Origin of the sequence: Evtepia sp., assembly GCF_034090835.1 — a bacterium.
In the GTDB taxonomy this organism is placed as follows: Bacteria; Bacillota; Clostridia; order Oscillospirales; family Oscillospiraceae; genus Evtepia.
The window spans coordinates 1-22,451 of record NZ_JAXDRS010000014.1 but is presented as its reverse complement, the minus strand read 5'-3'; the positions used below and the strand labels follow the sequence as shown (position 1 = coordinate 22,451).

Here is a 22,451-nt window from a genome sequence, read left to right as displayed (position 1 = left end):
CTTGTGAGGTAAAATCATGGCATTGCGTATTGGAATTGACATCGGTTCCACCACTGTGAAAGTCGTGGTTCTGGATGAAAAGAATAAACTCCTCTTCCGCTCCTATGAGCGGCATTACTCCAAAGCCCGGGAACGCACCTGCGAAACCCTCTATGGTCTTCGCGGCCTTCTCGGCGGTCAAACTGTACAGCTCCTCATCACAGGTTCCGCAGGTTTGGGTGTTGCCAAAGCTGCGGGCCTGGATTTTGTCCAGGAAGTTTACGCCACCGCTGCCGCAGTTCGGGAATTCATCCCCGATACAGACGCTGTCATTGAGCTGGGGGGCGAGGACGCAAAGATCATCTTCTTCGGCAACACCCTGGAAGAACGGATGAACGGCTCCTGCGCCGGAGGGACCGGCGCCTTCATCGATCAGATGGCCACCCTGCTGAACGTCTCCGTCAACGAATTGGATGCCTTGTCTCTCCAGCACGAAAAGATCTATCCCATCGCCTCCCGCTGCGGCGTATTCGCCAAGAGCGACATCCAGCCCATCCTGAACCAGGGCGGCCGGAAAGAAGACGTGGCCGCCTCCATCTTTCAGGCTGTGGTGGACCAGACCGTGGCCGGTCTGACCCAGGGCCGGGAACTCACCGGAAAGATCGTCTTCTTGGGCGGTCCTCTCCACTTCCTCATGGGTCTGAGAGAACGGTTCGTAGACACCCTGAACCTGGATGAAGCCCACGCTGTCTTCCCCGAGGACGGCGACTGCTTCGCCGCCATCGGCGCAGCCCTCTGCACCAATGACCAGACGCCGCAGCCCTTTGAGCATCTGTTGGAACTGCTGGAAAAGGCCGCCAGCACTGCCGCCCCAGTAGATACCATGCCCCCCCTCTTCACCTCTCAGGATGAGTACGACGCCTTCGCCGCCCGGCACAACGCCATGACAGTCCCCACCCTGGATCTGTCTGCCTACACCGGACCGGCTTACCTGGGCATTGACGCCGGGTCCACCACCACCAAGATGGTGCTCATTGACCCGGAGGGAAACATCCTCTTCTCCTATTACCACTCCAACCAGGGTAACCCCGTGAGCATCGTGCTGCCCCAGCTCCAGGAGATCTACCGCCAGTGCGGCGACCGGGTCACCATCTGTGGCGCTGCTGTCACCGGGTACGGAGAAGACCTCATCAAAAACGCCTTCTCCTGTGATCTGGGTCTGGTGGAAACTGTGGCGCATCTGAACGCCGCCCGGCACTTCTCCCCCGATGTGGACTTTATCATCGACATTGGCGGACAGGATATGAAGTGCTTCAAGATCCGAAACGGCGCAGTGGACTCCATCCTACTGAACGAAGCCTGCTCCTCCGGCTGTGGTTCCTTCATCGAGACCTTTGCCAAAGCCCTGGGATACACCATTGCCGACTTCTCCAAGCTGGGTCTCTTTGCCCAGCATCCGGTGAACCTTGGCTCCCGCTGCACCGTGTTCATGAACTCCTCCGTGAAGCAGGCCCAGAAAGACGGGGCTTCCGTGGAGGATATCTCTGCCGGCCTGTCCATCTCGGTGGTGAAGAACGCCATCTACAAGGTGATCCGGGCCGCCAACGCCGACGACCTGGGCAAACACATCGTGGTGCAGGGGGGGACCTTCCTCAACGACGCCGTCCTCCGCTCCTTCGAGATGGAGATCGGACGGGAGGTCACCCGCCCCACCATCTCGGGCATGATGGGGGCATACGGCGCCGCTCTGGCCGCCAAGGCCCAGGGACTGGAGCACTCTGCTCTTCTCTCTCAGGAGGCCCTCTCTCACTTCACCCACGAGGCACGGCCTGCCACCTGCAAGCTGTGCACCAACCATTGCTCCCTGACCATCAACCGGTTTGACGGGGGCCGGAGATTCATCTCCGGCAACCGCTGCTCCCGCCCTCTGGGCCAGGAGCGGGTGGATATCCCGGATCTGCTGAAGTTCAAATATGAATATCTGCGCTCCTTGCAGGGCAAGGGGGACGGAGATGGCTCCCGGGGGAAGATCGGTCTTCCTTTCGGGCTGAACATGTACGAAAACCTTCCCTTCTGGTTCTCCTTCTTCACCTCTCTGAACTTCGAAGTGGTCCTCTCTCCGGAATCCACCCGGAGCCTCTACATCAAGGGCCAGAGAACCATCCCCTCGGACACCGTCTGTTACCCGGCCAAGCTTCTCCACGGCCATGTGATGGCCCTGCTGGAGGAGGGGATCGACACCATTTTCTACCCCTGCATGTCCTATAACTTTGACGAGCACCTGTCTGACAACCACTACAACTGTCCTGTGGTGGCCTACTACCCCGACCTGCTGAGCGTCAACATCCCCGCCCTGGCAAACATCCACTACATCCACCCCAACCTGGGCCTCCACCGCCCCAAAGACTTTGAGAAAAAGGGCGCTGCCCTCATGGCCCAGGAATTCGGGATTCCCAAGCGGGAAACCGTGAAAGCCGTGCGGAACGCTTACGCCGCCTACGATGCCTTCCGGCAGATGGTCCAGGACAAAGGCGAGGAGTACATCCGCTACGCCCGGGAGAACGGACGAAAGATCCTGGTGGTGGCTGGCCGGCCCTACCACATGGACCCGGAGATCAACCACGGCATCAACGACCTGATCACCTCCTTCGGGTTCGTCCTGATCACCGAAGACGCCGTGTTCCAGCACATGGACAAGCAACCCCGGAAGGTCCTGAACCAGTGGACCTACCACGCCCGGATGTACAACGCCGCCCGGTACGTCTGCACCCAGCCTGACATGGCCTTCATCCAGTTGGTCTCCTTCGGCTGCGGCGTGGACGCCATCACCACCGACGAGCTCCGCTCCATCCTGGAAGAGGGCGGAGACCTGTATACTCAGCTGAAAATCGACGATATCTCCAACCTGGGCGCAGTGAAGATCCGCATCCGCAGCCTCATCGCCGCCCTGGATGCCAGAACCAAGGAAGGAGGCCAATGACCCATGGCAAAATTAGAATATGATAACACCGGCCGACTCCTCTTCACCCAGGAGATGCGCAAGGAATACACCATTCTGATCCCGCAGATGCTCCCCGTTCACTTCGGCTTTTTCGCCAAACTTCTGGAGCGCACAGGATACAAGGTAGCCATTCTGAACAATGACAGCCGCTCCGTGGTGGACAGCGGCCTGAAATACGTACACAACGACGCCTGCTACCCCGCCCTGCTGGTCATCGGCCAGATGATCGACGCCATCCAGAACGGCGGCTATGACCCCCATAAAGTCGCCCTGCTCATCACCCAGACCGGGGGCGGCTGCCGGGCCTCCAACTACATCCCTATGCTCCGGAAAGCCCTGGAAAAGGCTGGCCTGGACTATATCCCTGTGATCTCCCTCTCCTTCGGCATGGAGAAAAATCCCGGATTCCACTGGTCGGTCTCCCTCATCCGAAAGCTGATCTACGGCATGATGTACGGCGATCTCATCATGAACGTGGCCAACCAGGTCCGTCCCTATGAGGTCAACCCAGGCGATACCGCCGCCAAGGTGGAGTTCTGGACCAGCGAACTGCTCAACCGCTTTGACCAGGGCAAGGGCATGAGCCGAAAGCAGATGCGGGGCATCCTGGACGAGATCTGCACAGACTTCAAATCCATCCCTGTAGCCGGAGAGGAAAAGGTCCGCGTAGGCGTGGTGGGAGAGATCTACATCAAGTTCTCCTCTCTCGGCAACAACCAGCTGGAACAGTTCCTGCTGGACGAAGGGGCAGAGCCTGTGGTCCCCGGCCTCACCGACTTCCTGATCTTCAAGATCTATAACCGCATCTCCGACGTGGATATGTTCGGCGGCAGCCTGGCCAAACGTGCCCTGTGCAAGTTCTTCATGGGATACGTGGAGAAGTGCCAGCTGGACATGATCGCCGCTTTGAAAAAATCCGGATTCCGGGCGCCGGGGACCTTCTCCCAGCTTCACGAACTGGTCCACGGCTACCTGAACGACGGGTGTAAAATGGGGGAGGGCTGGCTCCTCACCGCCGAGATGCTGGAACTCATCCACACCGGCACCCCCAACATCGTCTGCGCCCAGCCCTTCGGGTGCCTCCCCAACCATATCGTGGGCAAAGGCATGATCCGGGTCCTGAAGGACGACTACCCCGACTCCAATATCGTCGCCATCGACTACGACCCCGGGGCTACCAAGATCAACCAGGAGAACCGGATCAAGCTGATGCTGGCCAACGCCAAGCGCATCGCAGCAGCCGAAAAAGAGGCCGGACAGACCGAACCCGCCCAGGCACATACGCTTTCATAATCCCAGGATTCCTTTGTTAAGGCAGCAGCTGTTAGACAACAGCTGCTGCCTTTCTGCCTTTTTTCTTGCGATTTCTTTCTGATTTTATTTCTTATTTTATTTTTAAGGAACGTTTCTGTTGATTCTTTTGACAGATGGTATATAATAAGTTTATACCAAGAAAAGGAGGGTTTTTCAATGCCGAGAAAACCAAAGGGTTTTACAAAGCCCATCGCTAAGACCGCGGCCCGGATGTCCCGGAAACCTGCACTCACTCCCTCTCAACTGGAAAAACTGGACGCCTACTGGCGTGCGTCCAACTATCTGTCTGCCTGCCAGCTGTATCTTTTGGACAATCCTCTGCTGAAGGAGCCCCTTCAGCCCGAGCATATTAAAAAGAAAATCGTCGGCCACTGGGGCACCGTCCCCGGTCAAAACTTCGTCTATACACACCTGAACCGGGTGATCAACAAGTACGACCTCAATATGATCTACCTCTCCGGTCCCGGCCACGGCGGCAACGCCATGGTCTCCCACACCTATATGGAGGGCACCTACAGCGAGGTCTACCCCAACATCAGCCAGGACCTGGAGGGCCTGCAAAAGCTCTTTAAGCAGTTCTCCTTCCCCGGCGGCATCCCCAGCCACGTGGCCCCGGAAACCCCCGGTTCCATCAATGAGGGCGGCGAGCTGGGCTACTCCCTGGCCCACGCCTTTGGCGCTGTCTTTGACAACCCTGACCTGATCGCCGCCTGTGTGGTGGGTGACGGCGAAGCCGAAACCGGTCCTCTGGCCACCGCCTGGCACTCTAACAAGTTCCTGAACCCCGTGGGGGACGGCGCTGTTCTGCCCATCCTTCACCTGAACGGCTTCAAGATCCATAACCCCACCATCTTCTCCCGCATTTCCCGCAGCGAAGCAGAATCTTTCTTCCGGGGCTGCGGCTGGGAACCCCGGTTCGTAGAGGGAGATGACCCCAAGGATATGCACCAGAAGATGGCCTCTGCTCTGGATTGGGCCATTCGGGAGATCAAGCGCATCCAGGCCAACGCCCGCACCACCGGAGATGATTCCCGCCCCGTCTGGCCCATGATCATCCTCCGCTCCCCCAAAGGGTGGACCGGCCCCAAGGAAGTGGACGGCAACATCACCGAAGGGTCCTTCCGCGCCCATCAGGTCCCCATTGACATGTCCCGTCCGGAACACCTGGGCCTGCTGGAGCAGTGGCTCAGAAGCTACCGACCTGAAGAACTCTTCACCGACGACGGCAAGCTCCTCCCCGAGCTTCAGGAGCTGGCTCCCAAGGGAGACCGCCGCATGGGCGCCAACCCCCATGCCAACGGCGGCAAGCTTCTGCGTGACCTGAAGCTGCCGGACTTCCGCGACTACGGCATCGAGATCCCCACCCCCGGCGGCGTCGAGGCCCAGGATATGCTGGTGCTGGGCGACTTTGTCCGGGACGTGATCAAAGAAAACGAAAGTGCGAAAAACTTCCGGGTCTTCGGCCCCGACGAGAGCAAATCCAACCGTCTGACCCCCATGTTCGAGGCCACCAACCGGGTCTGGAACCTGGAGACCGGCCCCAACGACGAGTACCTGGGCCGCAGCGGCCGCGTGATGGACTCCATGCTCTCAGAGCATATGTGCGAAGGCTGGCTGGAAGGCTACCTGCTCACCGGCCGCCACGGCTTCTTCAACAGCTATGAGGCCTTTATCCGTATCGTGGACTCCATGTTTGCGCAGCACGCCAAGTGGCTGAAAACCTGCAACGAGCTGCCCTGGCGCCAGGATATCGCCTCTCTGAACTATATCCTCTCCTCCAATGTCTGGCAGCAGGACCACAATGGCTTTACCCATCAGGACCCCGGCTTCCTGGATCATGTCACCAACAAAAAGGCCGACGTGGTGCGCATCTACCTGCCCCCCGATGCCAACTGCCTGCTCTCCTGTTTCAACCATTGCATCTCCAGCCGGAACTATGTGAACGTTATGGTGACCTCCAAGCATCCCCGGCCCCAGTGGCTGACCATGGAGCAGGCCGTGAAACACTGCACCCAGGGCATCGGCATCTGGCAGTGGGCTTCCAACGACCAGGGGACAGAGCCCGACATCGTGCTGTCCTGCTGCGGCGATACGCCCACCCTGGAGACCCTGGCTACCGTTACCATCATGCGCCACTACTTCCCCGACATCAAGATCCGGGTCATCAACGTAGTGGACCTGATGCGTCTGCAGTCCAACACCCAGCATCCCCATGGCCTGTCTGACCAGCAGTATGACATGCTCTTCACCACGGACAAGCCCATCCTCTTCACCTTCCACGGGTATCCCTCCCTGATCCACGAGCTCACCTACCGCCGGAAGAATAAGAATCTTCACGTCCGCGGATATATCGAAGAAGGCACCATCACCACCCCCTTCGATATGCGCGTGCTGAACAATCTGGACCGGTATCACCTGACCCAGGATATCATCAACCTCCTGCCCGAAAAGCTGGGCACCAGAGGTGCCTTCCTCATCCAGCAGCTGGAGGACAAACTGGTGGAACACAAGCAGTATATCGCCGAATATGGCCAGGATCTGCCCGAAATCCGGGATTGGAAGTGGAACAACGGCAAGGGAATTTTTTAAGACTGACCTTGCGTCTTTTCCTTCTGATTTACTGCGGCCCCTCTGTGAAAATCCACAGAGGGGCCACTTTTATTCTTTTCCTCAACAAAAATTCTACCTTTGCAGGAAATTTGTCACTTTGTACGATTCTCATTTTCCCCCGCCGATGCGGTTGCTTTTTCGTTCTCTCCGTGCTATCCTATCTCTCGCAGTGCTCCACAGCGCTGCACAATCGAATAGAGCCCGATGAAGCCTTAAGAATCTCTCGAGAAACTGAAGGTGGAGGGACCTCTGGAGAATCTCATTCAGTTGAGCGCCGAAGGTGCAAGGTTCTTATGAACCGAATCTCTCAGGCAAAAGGACAGAGCAGACCATCGTTTTCCGACGATGGCTGTGTTGTTCGTCTCCAGAGCCGCCGAATCACTTTCGGCAGCTCTTTTTATTTTTTTATTGGGAGGGCTTATGCCATGGAAACGCTGCAAAACATTGTGCAAACCATTAACTTCTACCTATCCGACTACATCCTTGTGATTCTTCTGGTGGGTACCGGTGTCTTCTTCTCGATCCGAACCCGATTCGTTCAGGTCCGCTGCTTCGGTGAAGGTATGCGTCGGGTCTTCGGTGGATTCTCTATGCGCGGCGGTAAACAGAAAGGTGGATTGAGTTCCTTCCAAGCCTTAACCACCGCCATCGCCGCTCAGGTGGGTACCGGCAACATCATCGGTTCCTGCAGCGCCATCCTGGTGGGTGGCCCCGGCGCCATCTTCTGGATGTGGATCATCGCTTTCTTCGGCATGGCTACCATCTATGCCGAGGCCGTTCTGGCCCAGGAGACCCGGGTGGTCCATGAAGACGGCTCCGTAGACGGCGGCCCCGTTTACTACATCAAGAGAGCCTTCAACAACAAGTTCGGCTCCTTCCTGGCTGGCTTCTTCGCCATCGCCATCACTCTGGCTCTGGGCTTCATCGGCTGCATGGTGCAGTCCAACTCCATCGGAGAGACCTGCAGCAACGCCTTCGGGATCCCCGCCTGGACCATCGGCATCGTGGTCGCTATTGCCTCTGCCTTCGTCTTCCTGGGCGGTGTGCAGAGAGTGGCTTCGGTCACGGAAAAGCTGGTTCCCATCATGGCAGTGCTTTACCTTCTGGGCGGCCTGGTCCTGCTCCTCATGCGTCTGCCCTACCTGCCCGAGACCTTCGGTATGATCTTTAAGTACGCCTTCTTCCCCAACGCTATCATCGGCGGCGGGATCGGATATGCTCTGAAAACTGCCATCAGCCAGGGCGTAAAGCGGGGCCTCTTCTCCAACGAGGCCGGTATGGGTTCCACCCCTCACGCCCACGCCATGGCTAAGGTAGCCAAGCCCCATGACCAGGGTGTGGTCGCTATGGTGGGTGTGTTCATCGACACCTTCCTGGTCCTCACCATGACCGCCCTGGTGGTCATCTCCACCCTGTACGCAGGCAACGGTCCTCTGGCCTCCGGCGCAGCCGATGGCATCAGCCAGACCAACATGGCCCAGCTGGCTTTCTCCAGCGTGTTTGGCAACGGGATCGGCAGCATCTTCGTGGCAGTCTGCCTGCTCTTCTTTGCCTTCTCCACCATCCTCAGCTGGAACTTCTTCGGCAAAGTCAACGTTGCCTATCTCTTTGGTAAAAAGGCAACCGCCGTCTACTCCGTCATCGCTGTGATCATGATCTTCCTGGGCTCCTGCCTCTCCAACGACTTCGTGTGGCAGCTGTCCGACCTCTTTAACCAGCTGATGGTTATCCCCAACGCTCTGGCCCTGCTGGCCCTGGCTCCCCTTGTCATCGCCGCAGCAAAAGGCCGTTCTCACCCCAAGGCATAACATATATCCTTTGGGACTTCTCTTCGCAAAAACGCCCGGCTGTTCTGGCCCCTTCCAGAACAGCCGGGCGCTTTTTTCAAAAAATGCGGCCCCCATTCTCCACTTTTTCCATGAGCGTCAGCCCGGGATCGCCATGGCGAACTGCTCCTCTTCTGCGACTTGATGTGCAAATAAAAAAGCGACCTGGAACTATGTCCAAGTCGCTTTTGGCAGCGGGAGAAGGATTCGAACCCTCACAAACAGAGTCAGAGTCTGTCGTGCTACCCTTACACAATCCCGCTATATTCACTTTATTGTGGCTGGTTCGTTTGTTTCTCACTCACACCAGTAAAATTTATTATATCATCCTTTTTCCATTTGTCAAGAATAATTTCGAAGTTTTTTTGATTTTTTTGCCTTTTCTTTTGGGGCGTGGGGACAGGCTTTTCTGCCCCCACGCCCCAGGCTTCGGCACACACAGGTCACGCCTTCACACGCTCACAGAATCGCTGCAACATGGCCGCTCCGCCAGCCCCTGCGGCGTGATCCGGTTTCCATCCATGCCATTGATCAGTCCCGCACCACAGGCCCAGGAAAGAGCCTCCCAGGAATAGGGCTGTACGTTTTGATAATCTGCAAAGGAGAGGAGGTTCCCCCTCTGGCGGGTGTCATACTGCATATGCTGGGTGTACCGATAGAAGATCACTGCCAGTTCCTCCCGCGTGACCGCTCTGTCCGGAAGAAACCGATTGCCCTCATAGCCGTTCACAATGCCATACCACGCTGCCCACGCCACGGGCTTCCCGTAGTACTGATCCTGAGAAACATCTTCAAAGGGCGTGCCCACCGGGGCCTCCGGGCTGTCCGACATACGATACAGGACCGTGACCACCATGCCGCGGGTCATAGGATACTCCGGACGGAAAAGATCTCCCTCCATTCCCTCCATGAGGCCACGGGACGAAACATAGTTGACTGACTCATAAAACCAGTCCGTCTCCTGTACATCCGGGAACGGGATCACCGGGCCAACCACTTCACTCTCTTCAAAGGCTCCGTACACCCGCACCGAGCTCTCCGGCATCAGGAAGGTGTAAACACCGCCGCCCTTTTCCGTAACGGCAATCGACTGTCCCTTCTCATCCTTTACCGAGAGTTCTTTCAATTCGTACCCTCTGTCCGGTATGGCGGTAATGACCACCTTGCTTCCCTCCGCTCCCGTCTCCTGGTCTGCTGAGATCACACCGTTCGCTGTCGTTTCCACCACGATCCTGTATCCAGAACAGGCCTCTATGATGAGTTCTCCCTCTTCATACTGAATCTCTTCCAGATAGTTTCCATTCTCCGGTGCTGCTGCGCCGGAGACATGGATGCCCACTGTTCCCGGCTGGCTCAGATCAGGAAGGGATACATAGGAGAGAACGGGCTCTTTCTGCAATCGGTCATCTCCTACAAGACCTTTGACCGTATAGTCTTTTTCCGTAAAATCCGGGACCTCATCTCCTACGGTTGCTCTCTTCTCATTTGCCACAATGGTGATCTGTGCTTTTTGGATGGTTATCTCTGTTTCGTTGCTCTCCACCCCGCGATAGGTGTCATCTCCGGCTTTGACCGCCTTGACATACACCGTTCCCGCCTGGACCGGTGTCAGGACCCCATGGGCATCCACTGCAGCGGCCCCTGTGCCCGGCCGAACTGCATAGGTCACCTTCCCTTTTCCCGCACCGCCTTCCGCTTTGAGAGCCAGTGTCTGTCCATAGGTGACCGACGTCTCTCCCACGATCGTGAGCACCGGCTGAGGCAGTTTATCCATCACCCGGATCGTAATCTGGCGGCTGTCTCTGGTATACTCCGGCTGCCCGTCTCCGTCGGCATCATACGCCGCATCCAGCGCAGCGTTTACCATCACCGTTCCCGCCTGATGACCGGAGGTAAAGGATGTTCCGCTGATAGAACTTCCCAGGCCCTCCCCGTCAATCGTAAAGACAAAGCTGCCCTCCCTGGGCGCCTCCACCAGATCCATTAAGTCCAACGTCGCTCCGCCCACCGGCACATCCCCGGACGCAGCAATCTCCGGCGGCCTGGATGTAATCACACCATTGTCAACCACGATGCCCCCTTCCGGCAGGGCATAATTCTTATGGTTTCCCGTCTCGATCTCGATTGCAGGAATGGTGACTTTGATTCCCTGCCCCACATACGGCGTCTCATAGGCAGCGGAAACCGCCCGAAGTGAGAGCGGTCCTCCCGGAACGGCATCCTCTACCCGGATCAGAGGATCTGCGTTCGTCGTGCCATCGTATGCTTTCTGGCAGTCGATCACAAGATCGTCTCCCTGAATGGGATAAGGTGAAATGGGGAAGACCGTTTCTGCGATACCTGTGTATCCATCCCCAGTTGCCACTACTTTAATTTTTCCTTTTCCCGCTTCCACGTTTTTATCATATTCTACCATATACTCTGTTCCCTTTGACAGGATCTTGCCATTCAGCGTCACCCTGACCTCTGGTTCAATCGCAGCGCCGCAATAAACAAAAGGTCCTCCGAATACTTCAATGTCTGCCGATTCCAAGTTGATCAGTTCTTTCTCAAACAGTTTTACCCCTTGATTGGACGCTGCGGCAGAGGTCACTGTCAGCACAGACAACAGGAAGCCGGCGGCGATGATCCCCATGTTCTTCATATCTCTTCTCCTTTCTATGCAACAATTCGAAAGCGTTCGTCTTTTTATAGTATATCAAATTTCAATATAGCAGTCCATAAAAAAGTACATATTTTATGAAGAGATATCAATAAACAAAAATAGGATATGGACACGCCAGTCCATATCCTCTGTCTTTCCATCCCGCATCTTTTCAAGAGGGCGGGACACGATCGTATATAGGAAAGAAAAAAGGCTTCCTGAAATCATAGATTTCAGGAAGCCTGGTACGGCAGGAGGGACTCGAACCCCCGACCTACTGGTTCGTAGCCAGTTACTCTATCCAACTGAGCTACTGCCGCATGTCGTTCTCGCTGACGACTTTTAGATAATACCACATCTATTGAGGAAATGCAAGCATTATTTTTATTTTTTTTGACTTTTTTACGGTGACAGCCCCGGAGCAAAATCCGGGGCTGTCAGAGCGTGCTACTTCATCGGTATTCGCGCTATGGTACTCGGTTTAGCACCCGCAGTCACAACCGCAGTTGCAATTGTTATTGCAGCCACAGTTATTGTTGCAGCCGCAGTTGCCGCCGCAGGGGTTCCCGCAGACGCAGCAGCCGCCGGAACCGGAGCCACAGCAGAACAGGACGATCAGAATGAGGATGATCCACAGACCATTGTTGCCACCCCAGCTGTTGTTACCACACATAAATCAGAACCTCCTATGAGAGATGGAGACCGTCTCGCGATCTCAGTCCATCTTATGCGGCAGGTTCCTGAATGTGCTTACTCCGGACGGTTTCCCCGAATGGTCAGCACAGGCTTGCAGCAGAGGTCCTCAATGTCCGACAGGGTCGCCGCAGGGATCTTCAGCGCCCCTCCGCAGTCGGCGCAGAAGATCTCCACCGAGCTGTAGTTGATCTTCATCTTCCAACGGTGGCTGCCGCAGGTGCAGGAGATCCCATCCCGCTGGCCAATGTCCCGCAGCTCGCCCAGGATCTCCTCCATGACCATGGTGTTCAGAAAGGTCCCCTGTGCTCCAGCCTCTGCCTCCAGCGCATCCACCGTCTCCTCCAGGCGCCGCATGGCCGCAAAGACCGGTTCCTCTTCTCCCACATAGCAGCAGTCCAGCCCAGAGTTGGCGCAGGAAAAGGCCAGGGTCTTTTCCTGAAGAAAGGCCGTCGTGGAACAGGTCACCGTGTGCTCGTGCTCACAAAACAAACACGGCACCGTAAGCCGCACACGATCTCCCGTAAACGCAATCTCAATGGAGGATTTGCCGCAGGGACAGGGGATCCGTCCGTTGGACGCAGCCAGCTGGAACACCGTCCGCTCGGCAATCACCGCCTGACGGCAAACCGGACAAATAAACGCAACGGAGCGCTTTGCATCTTCTATCATACTATCACCTCGAAACAGAGAAACATTCGTCTTTTCCTTTATTATACCACACCTTTTCTCCATGGAACAGGGAATTTCCTGAAAAGAACCGCCTTTTCCCTCCCTCACCTTGCCCCCTCCTGCCAAATCCGCTATACTGTCACCACGAGGTGATGTCTCCATGAAACGTATGATTGCTTCTGATCTCCATGGCTCCGCCTACTATTGCCGTCAGCTTCTGGATCTCTATTGCAGAGAGGGTGCGAGACAGCTGGTCCTGTTGGGCGACCTGGTCTTTTCCGGGTCCTATGACCCTCGCTACGACTATGATCCTCTGGCGGTTATAGATTTACTTAACCCCTTCGCCCAGGAGATCCTCTACGTCGAAGGGAACTGCGACTTTGGCATTCAGGAGCTGAACCCACAGTTTTCCATCACTCCAAACTACCGGGTGGAGGACTGGGAAGGCACTGCCGTCTTTCTTACCCACGGCCACCGGTTCTCTCCCCTCAAGCCCCCTCCCCTGGGGCTGGCCCAGGTCATGCTCTCTGGACACACCCACGTGCCATCCTTTCAGCAAATGGGAGACCTGGTGTGTCTCAACCCCGGCTCCGTCTCTCTTCCCCGGAGCCGCTCCCCTCACAGCTGCCTGCTCTGGGAGGATGGGCTCCTGCGCTGGCTCACGCTGGAAGGAACCGAGTTTGCCCGGAAGCCCCTTCCTTAAGTCCCCTTGCGCAGCTGTCCCTGCCGAAGGGCTACCGACAGGGAAAAGCGCTTCTCCTCTCCGCTGTCAAAGCAGATCGACACAATGTCCCCTTGCTTGCTGACCACTTCTCCAACACCAAACCTTTTGTGGGTTACTCCCACGCCGGGAAGAAATTCCTCCGGGTTTCCCCCCGTCGTCTTTACCACCTTCTTTGTTGGTACGGACGGCGGTTTTTTTCTCTTTTCCTGTTTCTTCTCCGGGAAAATCTCCCGGGCAAAGGTACTGGCAAGATCGCCCCTGCGGAAGCGGACAATGGTGAGCTCCTCTTTCGCTCGGGTCATCCCCACGTAAAACAAGCGGCGCTCTTCTTCGTAGCACGCCCATTCTTCCGGGTCAGGATGCTCCCCCTCCGGGGGCGGTACACTGGGAAGAATCCCATCCGCCACGTCCGCCAAAATCACCCGGTCATACTCCAGGCCCTTGCTGGAATGAATGGTGGACAGCAGGAAAGGACTTTCCTCATCGCTGCTGCCGGCCTTCACCAGGCCGGAGAGTTCATCCAGCCGGTCCAGCAGTTCCAGGGGTGATGCCGTTTCCCGGCCCAGGGCTTCCAGAATTTCAAGCTTTCCCCAGTCGCCTCCCCGCTCCTTCACATAGTCGCCGTACCCCATAAAGTGGGCGATCCGGTAGATGGCCCGGTCCCCGCGTTCTTCCAGCAAACGGGAAAAATGGGTGGCCAGGCCCTGACAGGTCCGTTGGGTCCAGGGGGACACCCCTGGTGCCTGGGTCACCAAAGCCAGGATGGGGGTCACACCGTCACTCTCCTGCACCGCCCACTGGGCGGCCAATTTCGAGATCCCTGCCCGCAGCTTATAATAAATTTGCAGAAAGATCTCGCCGTCCGCCGGGTCCTGGGCAAAGCGGATCAGGGCAGAAACGTCCCGCACGATCCGATAGCTGAAAAAACTTCCCTCCACCTGACGGCAGCGGTACCCGATCCCTTTTCGGTTCAGGCGATCCAGCAAAGGTAAAGCGCTGTCATTGTTCCGGTACAGCACCGCTGTCTCCCGGCGGCAGGATGCCGCTTCTTTGACTAGTTGATCGTACTGCTCACTTCGGTCGTATACCCACCATTCCCGAACCGCAGGTCCCTCCCCTCGAAAGGCACGCATATGCTTCTCCCGGCGGTTCTGGTTCTTCCCAATGAATCGATCCGCCGCCGTTACGATGGGCGCACAGGAGCGGTAGTTGGTCTCCATCAGCAGCACCCGTCCCCGGGGATATCTCTGCTCGAACTGCATAAGGGCAGAAGGGTCTGCGGCCCGAAATCCATAGATGCTCTGGTCCTCATCCCCTACCATAAAGAGGTTCTGGTCCTTGCCTGCCAGCAGGGCAATGATCCGGTGCTGAATGGTAGAGGTATCCTGGGCCTCGTCCACACAGAGATACCGATACTGCCGCTGAAAATCCACTAAGATATCTGGATACTGCCGCAGGATCTGCGCAGCGTAGACCATCTGGTCGTCGTAATCCATCCAACCGTTCTGCCGCAAGCAGGCACAGTACTTCCGGTAGATCTCTGCCGCCGGAAGGTCATCCGGCTGGAGCGCTTCGATCTCCTGGGCAGATAACTGCCGATTCTTAATATAGGTAATGGCGGTGCGGACCGCTTTGATGGTGCTCTCCGACGCAAACTCTCCCGTGGCCTCCCGGCAGAGTTCTCCCACCAGAGCGGACAGCTTCCGCTCATCGGTCACCAGCTGAAAGGCGCGTCTTCCCTTCACCTGTTCATAGCGGCGGATGATCCGGGCGGACAGCCCGTTGATGGTACGAAACTCCAACCGGGCTGCCATTTCCTGCCCAAAAAAGGAGGCAAACCGGGCTGCCATATCCCGGGTGGCAGAAACGGTATAGGTCACCGTCAGAATTTCCTCCGGCGGAATCTGCCGGCAAAAGATCATATATCCCAGCCGAAGGATGAGCACGGTGGTCTTGCCGCTGCCCGGCACCGCCAGCAGGAGGACAGGGCCCTCTGCCGCCTGGACCGCCGCCTCCTGCTGCGGGTTGAGCGCCACCGGCCAACGCTGTTTCCACGCTTCATAGGTCACTGGGTCCTCCTCCTTTTCCTCGCGTTTTCCCCGGTAAGGGGTTTCTTGCGTTCTGCGTATTATAGCAGGTTTTCTCCCCAAGAGAAAGCGTAAGGGCTGCCTGTCCCTCATACAGGACAGGCAGCCAATGGTTTCCATGTCACTTTTACAGGCGCTCACCTGGGCCTGGCTCCAGTTCGCCCCGGTACCCTCGCAGGCCACCGATATTATAGACCGCAGTATATCCCATCTTCTTCAGATAGGACAAGGCGCTGCCCGCTCGGGCTCCGCTGCGGCAATAGAGAAACAGCGGGGTGCTCCGGTCGGTGATCTGTTCAGGAAGACGAGAGATCTCCTGCAGGGGCAGATGCTTGCTCCCGCTGAGGTGGCCCATTCTGTACTCTTCGTCTGTCCTGACATCCAGCAGGATCGCCCCCGGCGTCTCCCGCCAGCGCGAGATCCCCGCCTGAAGCGCTTTTTTTGAAAACAAGTGAAAGAATCCCATCCTGTCCTCCTTTCTCCGGATGATTCCCATTGTACCAGAACCCTCTCCGAAGTGCCAGGATTATCTGGGAGCTCCCACAAAAAATCCCCTTCTTCCGAAGGGGATCTTTCTCAGCAAAGCGCACGTAATCCTTTTAAATCCAGCAGGCGGATAGACCCCCGGCGGACCTCCACCAGGCCGTCGGTGGAAAAGCGCTTGAGCATCCGCGCCACCACCTCCCGGGCAGAGCTGATCTGCTGGGCGATCTGTTCGTGGGTCATTTTAATGACCGGCGTCCCCGTTCTGGCGTACTCATCGATCAGAAAAGTAGCCAGACGACTGTCCACCCGCATAAACAGGATCTGCTGCATGGACCACATCACCGCAGAAAACCGCTCCGTGGCCAGCTCATAGACAAAGCATCGGGCATAAATATTATGTTCCGAGAGATAACTCACCGCGCCCGCGGTCACCACCAGCAGCTCACAGTCATCCTCTGCCACCATCTGGGTGTCAAAGGCCAGCTGCTCCACCACACAGGCAGCGGACAGGACGCAGGGGTCCCCCTCCCGCAGGTGAAACAAGGTAACCTCCCGGCCTTCCTCAGAGAGGAGATAGACCCGTATGGTTCCCTTCAGCATCAAAATCATGCCAAGACAGTCGTTGCCCCGGCTGTGGACAATACTCCCCTTGGGAAATCTCTGGGCCATGGTATTGCGCACCACATACCCTTTCTCTTCCTCTGTCAGCTGCTTCCAGAAAGGCAGCATCTGCATGTGGGTCTCGATGTGTTCCATTCTGTCCTCTCCTTTTCCTCTGACGGAAGGATGGTATTCCATCAGTGCTCGTGACAGCCGTGGCTTCCGCAGCCGTGATCTCCGCACTGATGGCCTTCCCCATGGTGATGGCCGTGGTGGTCACAGCGAACCTCTGCGTTGTACTGGAGATTTCCCCCCAGAAGGGCCTGGACGGCCTGGTCTGCGCTGCCTTTCACCCCGCCGTACAGCTGAATTCCAGCCTGGCTCAATGCCGCCTGGGCGCCGCCGCAGATGAGCACATCCACCTGGTTGCCCAGGAGGAAGCCGGCCAGGGCGCCGTGGCCGCTGCCCATGGTGTCTACCACCTGCTGGCCAACCACTTTGCCATTCTCTGCGTCATACACCTTAAACTGTTCCGTCCGTCCAAAATGCTGGAAAATCTCTCCGTTGTCGTAGGTCACTGCAATACGCATGATTGCGCCTTCTTTCCTTTTTAAAATATGATCGGTCCCACCGGCATAGGCCATGGCTTTCTCACACACCTTGCCGCAGCACCGCACCGCAGAACCATCGCACAGGCGATAGGTCCCTCCGGCAATCAGCAACCGGTTTCCGTTTACCAAAGCGTCGGACACCTTGTATCGCGCACTCTCATAGATCTCCGTCACAGTCGTCCGGGATATGTCCATCTGCTCGGCACACTGGCCATGGGTCATTTTTTCATGATCCACCAGCCGCAGCACCTCAAACTCATCCACGGACAGCAGCACCGTTTCGGCGTTGCGCTTCCCTTCCGGAGAAAATCCTACACAGTCCGGCTCTTTGCAAACCCGCCGGCAACGCTGAGGTCTTGGCAAGGCTCCACACCTCCCTTTCCGGTATATGTCGATTATAACCCAAAGTACGTCTCCTGTTTGTGACCAGGTCACATTTCTTTCGTTAGCAAAAGTCCCGGAAATTCCACGCAAATTTGTTGTGTTTTTGCAAAACAGTTTCCCTTCATCTCCCGGTTATTTTCTTCTATTTTTGCTAAATTAATTCCCATTCTCACAATTTCTCTTGACATCGTCCCTCTGCCGGAGTAACGTACTATGCAGAATTGAACAGCAATCTTCAGGGCAGGGTGCAAGTCCCTACCGGCGGTATAGCCCGCGAGCCGAAAGGCAGGATTCGGTGAAACTCCGAGGCCGACAGTAACAGTCTGGATGGAAGAAGATGACATGAATTCGCAGGATTTTCTGCGTCTGTTTGCGTTGCTCTGGAATCATTGGTTCCAGAGCTTTTTTGCAGGCAGGCCAGGAGACCCCCTGTGGTGTTTTCTGTGCGCTCTGAAGGTTTTCAGAGCGCTTTTTTCATTCCCGGAGGTGGGTTTCCATGACAGATGAAACGTATATGCAGATGGCCTTGGACCTGGCCAAACAGGGCATGGGCTGGACCAGCCCCAACCCTATGGTGGGTGCCGTCATCGTAAAAGACGGTCAGATCATCGGCAGGGGCTACCACGCCAGATACGGCGATCTCCACGCAGAACGGGCCGCCCTGGCCGCCTGCACCGGAGACCCCACAGGGGCCACCATGTACGTCACGCTGGAGCCCTGCTGCCACCATGGACGGCAGCCCCCCTGCACCGACGCCATCTTAGAGAGCGGCATCGCAAGGGTGGTGGTAGGTTCCGGCGACCCGAACCCTCTGGTGGCAGGCCAGGGCCTGCGCCTGCTCCGCCAGGCAGGAGTCCAGGCCACGGAGCACGTGCTGGAAGAAGAATGCCGGGCTTTGAACCAGGTATTCTTCCACTTCATCCAGACCAGGCGGCCCTATGTGGTGCTCAAATATGCCATGACCCTGGACGGAAAGATGGCCGCGTACACCGGCGCCTCCCAATGGATCACCGGGGAAGAAGCCCGCAGGCATGTCCACACCCAGCGCCACCGTTTCCGGGCCATCATGGTGGGAGTGGGAACCGTTCTGGCAGACGACCCTCAACTCACCTGTCGGATCGAAGGGGGCCGCAGCCCGCTGCGGATCATCTGCGACACCCACTTACGTACGCCCCTCTCCGCCCAGGTGGTACAGACCGCCAAAGAGGTCCCCACCCTTCTGGCCACCTGCGTCACGGACCCCGCTCTCATCGAACCGTATGAGGCGCTGGGGTGCCAGGTGCTCTCCCTTCCGGACCACCAGGGACACGTCGACCTGCACGCCCTGATGGATGCCCTGGGACAGCAGAACATTGACAGCGTGCTGCTGGAAGGCGGAGCCGCCCTTCACTGGTCCGCCTTACAGGCTGGATTGGTGCAAAAGGTCCAAGCTTACCTTGCCCCCATGCTGCTGGGAGGAAGCCAGGCCAAATCCCCCATCGGCGGACAGGGTTTCCCCTCCCCCAACGAGGCAGTCACCCTGACGCCCCCCACTCTGCTCCCTCTGGGCAAGGATTTTCTCCTGGAAAGTGAGGTCATTTTCTGATGTTTACCGGTATTGTTGAAGAAGTCGGTGTGCTGAAAAGCATCCGACGGGGTACCCACAGCGCCGTGCTGGAGATCCAAGCCAGCGTCGTGCTGGAAGACATCCACCTGGGCGACAGCATCGCCGTCAACGGTGTCTGCCTCACTGCCACCTCCTTTTCCTCCACCCACTTTACCGCCGACGTGATGCACGAAACCCTGAACCGGTCCTCCCTGGCCTCCCTTCGTCCCGGCTCCCGGGTCAATCTGGAACGGGCCATGGCCGCCAACGGACGTTTCGGCGGCCACATCGTAGCCGGCCACGTAGACGGCGTGGGACAGGTTCGGAAGATCCAGCAGGACGACAACGCCATCTGGTACACCATTGGCGCGGACCCCCAAGTCCTCCGCTATGTGGTGGAGAAAGGCTCCATCACCATTGATGGCATCAGCCTCACCGTGGCCGCCGTCACTAAGGATTCCTTCTCCATCTCCGCCATCCCCCACACGGTGGCGGTCACCGTTCTGAAGGACCGAAAGGTGGGCGACGCCGTCAACCTGGAGACTGATATCATCGGAAAATATGTAGAAAAACTCTTAACCCCGGCAGAAGAACCTGCCGCCGCCCCCACTCGTATCACCAAAGAATTTTTGACCCGCTGCGGTTTTTGAAAGGAGATCCCCTATTATGTTTCAGTACAGCACCATTGAAGAAGCATTGGAAGAGCTGCGCCAGGGCCGCATGATCCTGTGCACCGACGACCCTGACCGGGAGAACGAAGGCGACCTGATCTGCGCCGCCCAGTTCGCCACCACCGAGAACGTAAACTTCATGGCGACCCACGCCAAGGGCCTCATCTGCATGCCCATGTCGCTGGAATACGTCCAGAAGCTCCAGTTCCCCCAGATGGTCACCCGGAACACAGACAACCACGAAACCGCTTTTACGGTCTCCATCGACCACGTGGACACCACCACAGGCATCTCCGCCGCAGAACGTTCCCTCACCGCTATGAAGTGCGTGGACGACGACGCCAAGCCTGAAGACTTCCGCCGCCCTGGCCACATGTTCCCCCTGCTGGCCAAAAAGAACGGTGTACTGGAGCGCAACGGCCACACCGAAGCCACCGTGGACCTGCTCCGTCTGGCCGGCCTGAAAGAGTGCGGCCTGTGCTGCGAGATCATGCGGGAAGACGGCACCATGATGCGGGCCTCCGAACTGCAGGAAAAAGCCAAGGAATGGAACATGAAGTTCATCACCATTCGGGACCTGCAGGCCTATCGGAAGCGCCATGAACTCCTGGTGGAGCGGGTCACCGTCACCAAGATGCCCACCCGCTACGGTGACTTCACCGCCTACGGCTATGTGAACAAGCTCAACGGCCAGCACCACGTAGCCCTGGTAAAAGGCGACGTGGGCGACGGCCAGGACCTGCTGTGCCGGGTCCACTCCGAGTGCCTCACCGGCGACACCTTCGGCTCCCTGCGCTGCGACTGCGGCCAGCAGTTCGCCGCCGCCATGACCCAGATCGAAAAGGAAGGCCGGGGTATCATGCTCTACATGCGCCAGGAAGGCAGAGGTATCGGCCTCATCAACAAGCTGCGGGCTTACGCCCTCCAGGACGAGGGTATGGACACCCTGGAAGCCAACCTGGCTCTGGGCTTTGCCGGCGATCTGAGAGAGTATTACATTGGCGCACAGATCCTCCGGGACCTGGGTGCAAAGACCCTGCGGCTGCTCACCAACAACCCCGACAAGGTCTATCAACTCTCTGACTTCGGTATGGAGATCAAAGAGCGGGTCCCCATCCAGGTAGCCGCTACCCCCCACGACCTGTTCTATCTGCAGACCAAGCAGAAGAAGATGGGCCACATCTTAGACTATTGATCCCACGCTCACGTCCCACAGAATTGATATAAGGAGGAACTTCACCATGAAAACTTACGAAGGCAGTCTCGTCGCAAAAAATATCAAGATCGGCATCGTCGCCGCTCGTTTCAATGAATTCATCACCTCTAAGCTCCTGGGCGGTGCCATGGACGGTCTGCTCCGCCACGACGTCCGGGAAGAGGATATTCAGGTAGCATGGGTGCCCGGTGCCTTTGAAATTCCCCTGATCGCCGCCAAAATGGCCAAGAGCGGAAAGTATGACGCCGTCATCTGCCTGGGCGCTGTGATCCGCGGCAGCACCAGCCACTACGACTACGTCTGCTCCGAAGTCTCCAAGGGCATCGCTTCCGTTTCCCTCCAGAGTGATATTCCTGTCATGTTCGGGGTGCTCACCACCGACACCATCGAGCAGGCCATCGAGCGGGCCGGAACCAAGGCAGGCAACAAGGGTTACGACTGTGCTCTGGGCGCTGTGGAAATGGTCAACCTGATCCGTGCCATCGAAGCATGATCTACCAACGATATTCCATATAAGATTTCTCTACCCCCTAACAAAAGGAGTCCGACAGGTGTCGGACTCCTTTTGTTCTGCTCAGAAAAAACGCCCCTTCCAACATTGAACTGCTCCAAATTGTGCGGACAGTACAAAAAAGCGCCCTGGTCGCTGTGGAGCTGCAACTCCGCAGCGACTCTCTTTTTCTCCTGCTTCATGGCCAGGCGGATGGTGTCCAGAACCAGATTTACCGTTTGCTGTGTTCCGGTTTTGTAAGCGACAATGGTATTGTCATAGAGATCCCGGATTATGGACAGGTACAGTACGCCCTGTTTGGTGTGAATGTAGAAAATGTCTGTTACCCATTTGCTGTTGGGTCTGTCTGCGTAAAACTCCCTATTGAGCAGATTTTTGTACTTGTGAACCTGCTGTCCCATCTGCTGCCATTTCCTGCGCCGGCGGATTTCAGACAGCAGATCATATTTCTTCATGATCCGCAGTACGGTTTTAGGATTGCAGAAAATATTCTGGCTTTTCAGCCACAACCACATCCGCCGGTATCCGTAGGTACGGTAGCTGCGTTCCTGCTGCTGTGCGATAGCTTTAGCAAGAGTTGCGTCCTTTTCCGGCTTGCCCAGACGATGGACAAAATCGTAGTAGCCGCTACGGGATACACCAAAAAATCTGCACATGACGGATACCGGATATTTTGCCTGATGCTTATATATAACATGGTATTTGACTTTTGGTCTCACCTCCCTTCGATAGATTGCAGAAAATCCCGCAACAGTTCGTTCTCCATTTTTAGCCTTTTGTTCTCATATTTGTACTCTGCCAATGTCTTGGCAGGCTTTCTTCCTCGCTGTTTGGGAA

The 22,451-nt window shown here is 56.9% G+C and carries 17 protein-coding genes, 2 tRNA genes and 2 riboswitches; of the genes, 9 read left to right on the top strand and 10 right to left on the bottom strand.

Annotated elements, in window-relative coordinates; all coding sequences use genetic code 11:
• Positions 1–16: 16 nt before the first annotated feature.
• The 4 genes from SOR61_RS02625 (at position 17) to SOR61_RS02615 (ending at position 8,712) form a co-directional block, all read left to right on the top strand.
• Positions 17–2,959 (top strand): acyl-CoA dehydratase activase-related protein, encoded by a 2,943-nt coding sequence (locus tag SOR61_RS02625; protein WP_407066498.1) that lies wholly within the window; start codon positions 17–19, stop codon positions 2,957–2,959.
• A gap of 3 nt (positions 2,960–2,962) precedes the next feature.
• On the top strand, positions 2,963–4,273 hold the full coding sequence (locus SOR61_RS10220; protein ID WP_407066497.1) for a 2-hydroxyglutaryl-CoA dehydratase: 1,311 nt from the start codon (positions 2,963–2,965) through the stop codon (positions 4,271–4,273).
• 231 nt (positions 4,274–4,504) lie between these two features.
• Positions 4,505–6,883, top strand: a complete 2,379-nt coding sequence (locus tag SOR61_RS02620) for a phosphoketolase family protein (RefSeq protein ID WP_320611186.1) — start codon at positions 4,505–4,507, stop codon at positions 6,881–6,883.
• 260 nt (positions 6,884–7,143) lie between these two features.
• A riboswitch (glycine riboswitch) is annotated at positions 7,144–7,237 on the top strand.
• A gap of 92 nt (positions 7,238–7,329) precedes the next feature.
• The gene (locus SOR61_RS02615; RefSeq protein WP_320611140.1) at positions 7,330–8,712 is read left to right on the top strand and encodes a sodium:alanine symporter family protein; all 1,383 of its coding nucleotides are present in this window, start codon (positions 7,330–7,332) and stop codon (positions 8,710–8,712) included.
• Between the two features lie 207 nt (positions 8,713–8,919).
• Here SOR61_RS02615 and SOR61_RS02610 read toward each other — a convergent pair.
• The 5 genes from SOR61_RS02610 to SOR61_RS02590 all read right to left on the bottom strand — a co-directional run bounded on the left by SOR61_RS02610 (position 8,920) and on the right by SOR61_RS02590 (position 12,739).
• Positions 8,920–8,993: transfer RNA gene (locus SOR61_RS02610), tRNA-Gln, on the bottom strand.
• A gap of 188 nt (positions 8,994–9,181) precedes the next feature.
• Positions 9,182–11,374 (bottom strand): S-layer homology domain-containing protein, encoded by a 2,193-nt coding sequence (locus SOR61_RS02605; protein ID WP_320611139.1) that lies wholly within the window; start codon positions 11,372–11,374, stop codon positions 9,182–9,184.
• Positions 11,375–11,617: 243 nt separating this feature from the next.
• A tRNA-Arg gene (locus SOR61_RS02600) sits at positions 11,618–11,694 on the bottom strand.
• Between the two features lie 161 nt (positions 11,695–11,855).
• Positions 11,856–12,047: a hypothetical protein gene (locus SOR61_RS02595; protein ID WP_320611138.1), complete on the bottom strand. Its 192-nt coding sequence runs from the start codon at positions 12,045–12,047 to the stop codon at positions 11,856–11,858.
• 77 nt (positions 12,048–12,124) lie between these two features.
• On the bottom strand, positions 12,125–12,739 hold the full coding sequence (locus SOR61_RS02590) for a hypothetical protein (protein WP_320611137.1): 615 nt from the start codon (positions 12,737–12,739) through the stop codon (positions 12,125–12,127).
• Positions 12,740–12,899: 160 nt separating this feature from the next.
• Between SOR61_RS02590 and yfcE the strand changes: the two genes are divergently transcribed.
• The gene (gene yfcE, locus SOR61_RS02585) at positions 12,900–13,442 is read left to right on the top strand and encodes a phosphodiesterase (RefSeq protein WP_320611136.1); all 543 of its coding nucleotides are present in this window, start codon (positions 12,900–12,902) and stop codon (positions 13,440–13,442) included.
• Here yfcE and SOR61_RS02580 read toward each other — a convergent pair.
• The 4 genes from SOR61_RS02580 to SOR61_RS02565 form a co-directional block, all read right to left on the bottom strand.
• Complete coding sequence (locus tag SOR61_RS02580; RefSeq protein ID WP_320611135.1) at positions 13,439–15,532, bottom strand: ATP-dependent helicase; 2,094 nt, start codon at positions 15,530–15,532, stop codon at positions 13,439–13,441. The two genes, yfcE and SOR61_RS02580, sit on opposite strands and share 4 nt — an antisense overlap.
• A 145-nt stretch (positions 15,533–15,677) precedes the next feature.
• On the bottom strand, positions 15,678–16,016 hold the full coding sequence (locus SOR61_RS02575) for a rhodanese-like domain-containing protein (protein WP_320611134.1): 339 nt from the start codon (positions 16,014–16,016) through the stop codon (positions 15,678–15,680).
• Between the two features lie 110 nt (positions 16,017–16,126).
• Positions 16,127–16,792: a Crp/Fnr family transcriptional regulator gene (locus SOR61_RS02570; RefSeq protein ID WP_320611133.1), complete on the bottom strand. Its 666-nt coding sequence runs from the start codon at positions 16,790–16,792 to the stop codon at positions 16,127–16,129.
• A 41-nt stretch (positions 16,793–16,833) separates the two neighbouring features.
• Positions 16,834–17,610: a DUF134 domain-containing protein gene (locus SOR61_RS02565; protein WP_320611132.1), complete on the bottom strand. Its 777-nt coding sequence runs from the start codon at positions 17,608–17,610 to the stop codon at positions 16,834–16,836.
• Positions 17,611–17,858: 248 nt separating this feature from the next.
• A riboswitch (FMN riboswitch) is annotated at positions 17,859–17,974 on the top strand.
• Between the two features lie 153 nt (positions 17,975–18,127).
• Here SOR61_RS02565 and ribD point away from each other — a divergent pair.
• Genes ribD through ribE (SOR61_RS02545) form a run of 4 tightly spaced genes read left to right on the top strand, consistent with a single transcriptional unit; the run spans position 18,128 to position 21,596 of the window.
• The gene (gene ribD / locus SOR61_RS02560; protein ID WP_320611131.1) at positions 18,128–19,216 is read left to right on the top strand and encodes a bifunctional diaminohydroxyphosphoribosylaminopyrimidine deaminase/5-amino-6-(5-phosphoribosylamino)uracil reductase RibD; all 1,089 of its coding nucleotides are present in this window, start codon (positions 18,128–18,130) and stop codon (positions 19,214–19,216) included.
• Complete coding sequence (ribE, locus tag SOR61_RS02555; RefSeq protein ID WP_320611130.1) at positions 19,216–19,866, top strand: riboflavin synthase; 651 nt, start codon at positions 19,216–19,218, stop codon at positions 19,864–19,866. Before ribD ends, ribE (SOR61_RS02555) begins: the two co-directional genes overlap by 1 nt.
• Before the next feature lie 16 nt (positions 19,867–19,882).
• Positions 19,883–21,082: a bifunctional 3,4-dihydroxy-2-butanone-4-phosphate synthase/GTP cyclohydrolase II gene (locus SOR61_RS02550; protein ID WP_320611129.1), complete on the top strand. Its 1,200-nt coding sequence runs from the start codon at positions 19,883–19,885 to the stop codon at positions 21,080–21,082.
• Positions 21,083–21,128: 46 nt separating this feature from the next.
• Positions 21,129–21,596 (top strand): 6,7-dimethyl-8-ribityllumazine synthase, encoded by a 468-nt coding sequence (gene ribE / locus SOR61_RS02545; RefSeq protein WP_320611128.1) that lies wholly within the window; start codon positions 21,129–21,131, stop codon positions 21,594–21,596.
• Here ribE (SOR61_RS02545) and SOR61_RS10215 read toward each other — a convergent pair.
• Complete coding sequence (locus SOR61_RS10215; protein ID WP_407066496.1) at positions 21,536–22,333, bottom strand: IS3 family transposase; 798 nt, start codon at positions 22,331–22,333, stop codon at positions 21,536–21,538. The genes ribE (SOR61_RS02545) and SOR61_RS10215 overlap by 61 nt on opposite strands.
• Between the last annotated feature and the right edge of the window lie 118 nt (positions 22,334–22,451).

Bases quoted from the DNA above. Each gene is read 5' to 3' on its own strand.
- SOR61_RS02550 (WP_320611129.1), top strand. From the start codon at position 19,883: ATGTTTCAGTACAGCACCATTGAAGAAGCATTGGAAGAGCTGCGCCAG.
- SOR61_RS02620 (WP_320611186.1), top strand. From the start codon at position 4,505: ATGTCCCGGAAACCTGCACTCACTCCCTCTCAACTGGAAAAACTGGAC.
- SOR61_RS02570 (WP_320611133.1), bottom strand. From the start codon at position 16,792: ATGGAACACATCGAGACCCACATGCAGATGCTGCCTTTCTGGAAGCAG.
- SOR61_RS02595 (WP_320611138.1), bottom strand. From the start codon at position 12,047: ATGTGTGGTAACAACAGCTGGGGTGGCAACAATGGTCTGTGGATCATC.
- ribE (WP_320611128.1), top strand. From the start codon at position 21,129: ATGAAAACTTACGAAGGCAGTCTCGTCGCAAAAAATATCAAGATCGGC.
- SOR61_RS02575 (WP_320611134.1), bottom strand. From the start codon at position 16,016: ATGGGATTCTTTCACTTGTTTTCAAAAAAAGCGCTTCAGGCGGGGATC.
- SOR61_RS02605 (WP_320611139.1), bottom strand. From the start codon at position 11,374: ATGAAGAACATGGGGATCATCGCCGCCGGCTTCCTGTTGTCTGTGCTG.
- SOR61_RS02590 (WP_320611137.1), bottom strand. From the start codon at position 12,739: ATGATAGAAGATGCAAAGCGCTCCGTTGCGTTTATTTGTCCGGTTTGC.
- ribE (WP_320611130.1), top strand. From the start codon at position 19,216: ATGTTTACCGGTATTGTTGAAGAAGTCGGTGTGCTGAAAAGCATCCGA.
- yfcE (WP_320611136.1), top strand. From the start codon at position 12,900: ATGAAACGTATGATTGCTTCTGATCTCCATGGCTCCGCCTACTATTGC.
- SOR61_RS02615 (WP_320611140.1), top strand. From the start codon at position 7,330: ATGGAAACGCTGCAAAACATTGTGCAAACCATTAACTTCTACCTATCC.
- SOR61_RS02625 (WP_407066498.1), top strand. From the start codon at position 17: ATGGCATTGCGTATTGGAATTGACATCGGTTCCACCACTGTGAAAGTC.
- ribD (WP_320611131.1), top strand. From the start codon at position 18,128: ATGACAGATGAAACGTATATGCAGATGGCCTTGGACCTGGCCAAACAG.
- SOR61_RS10220 (WP_407066497.1), top strand. From the start codon at position 2,963: ATGGCAAAATTAGAATATGATAACACCGGCCGACTCCTCTTCACCCAG.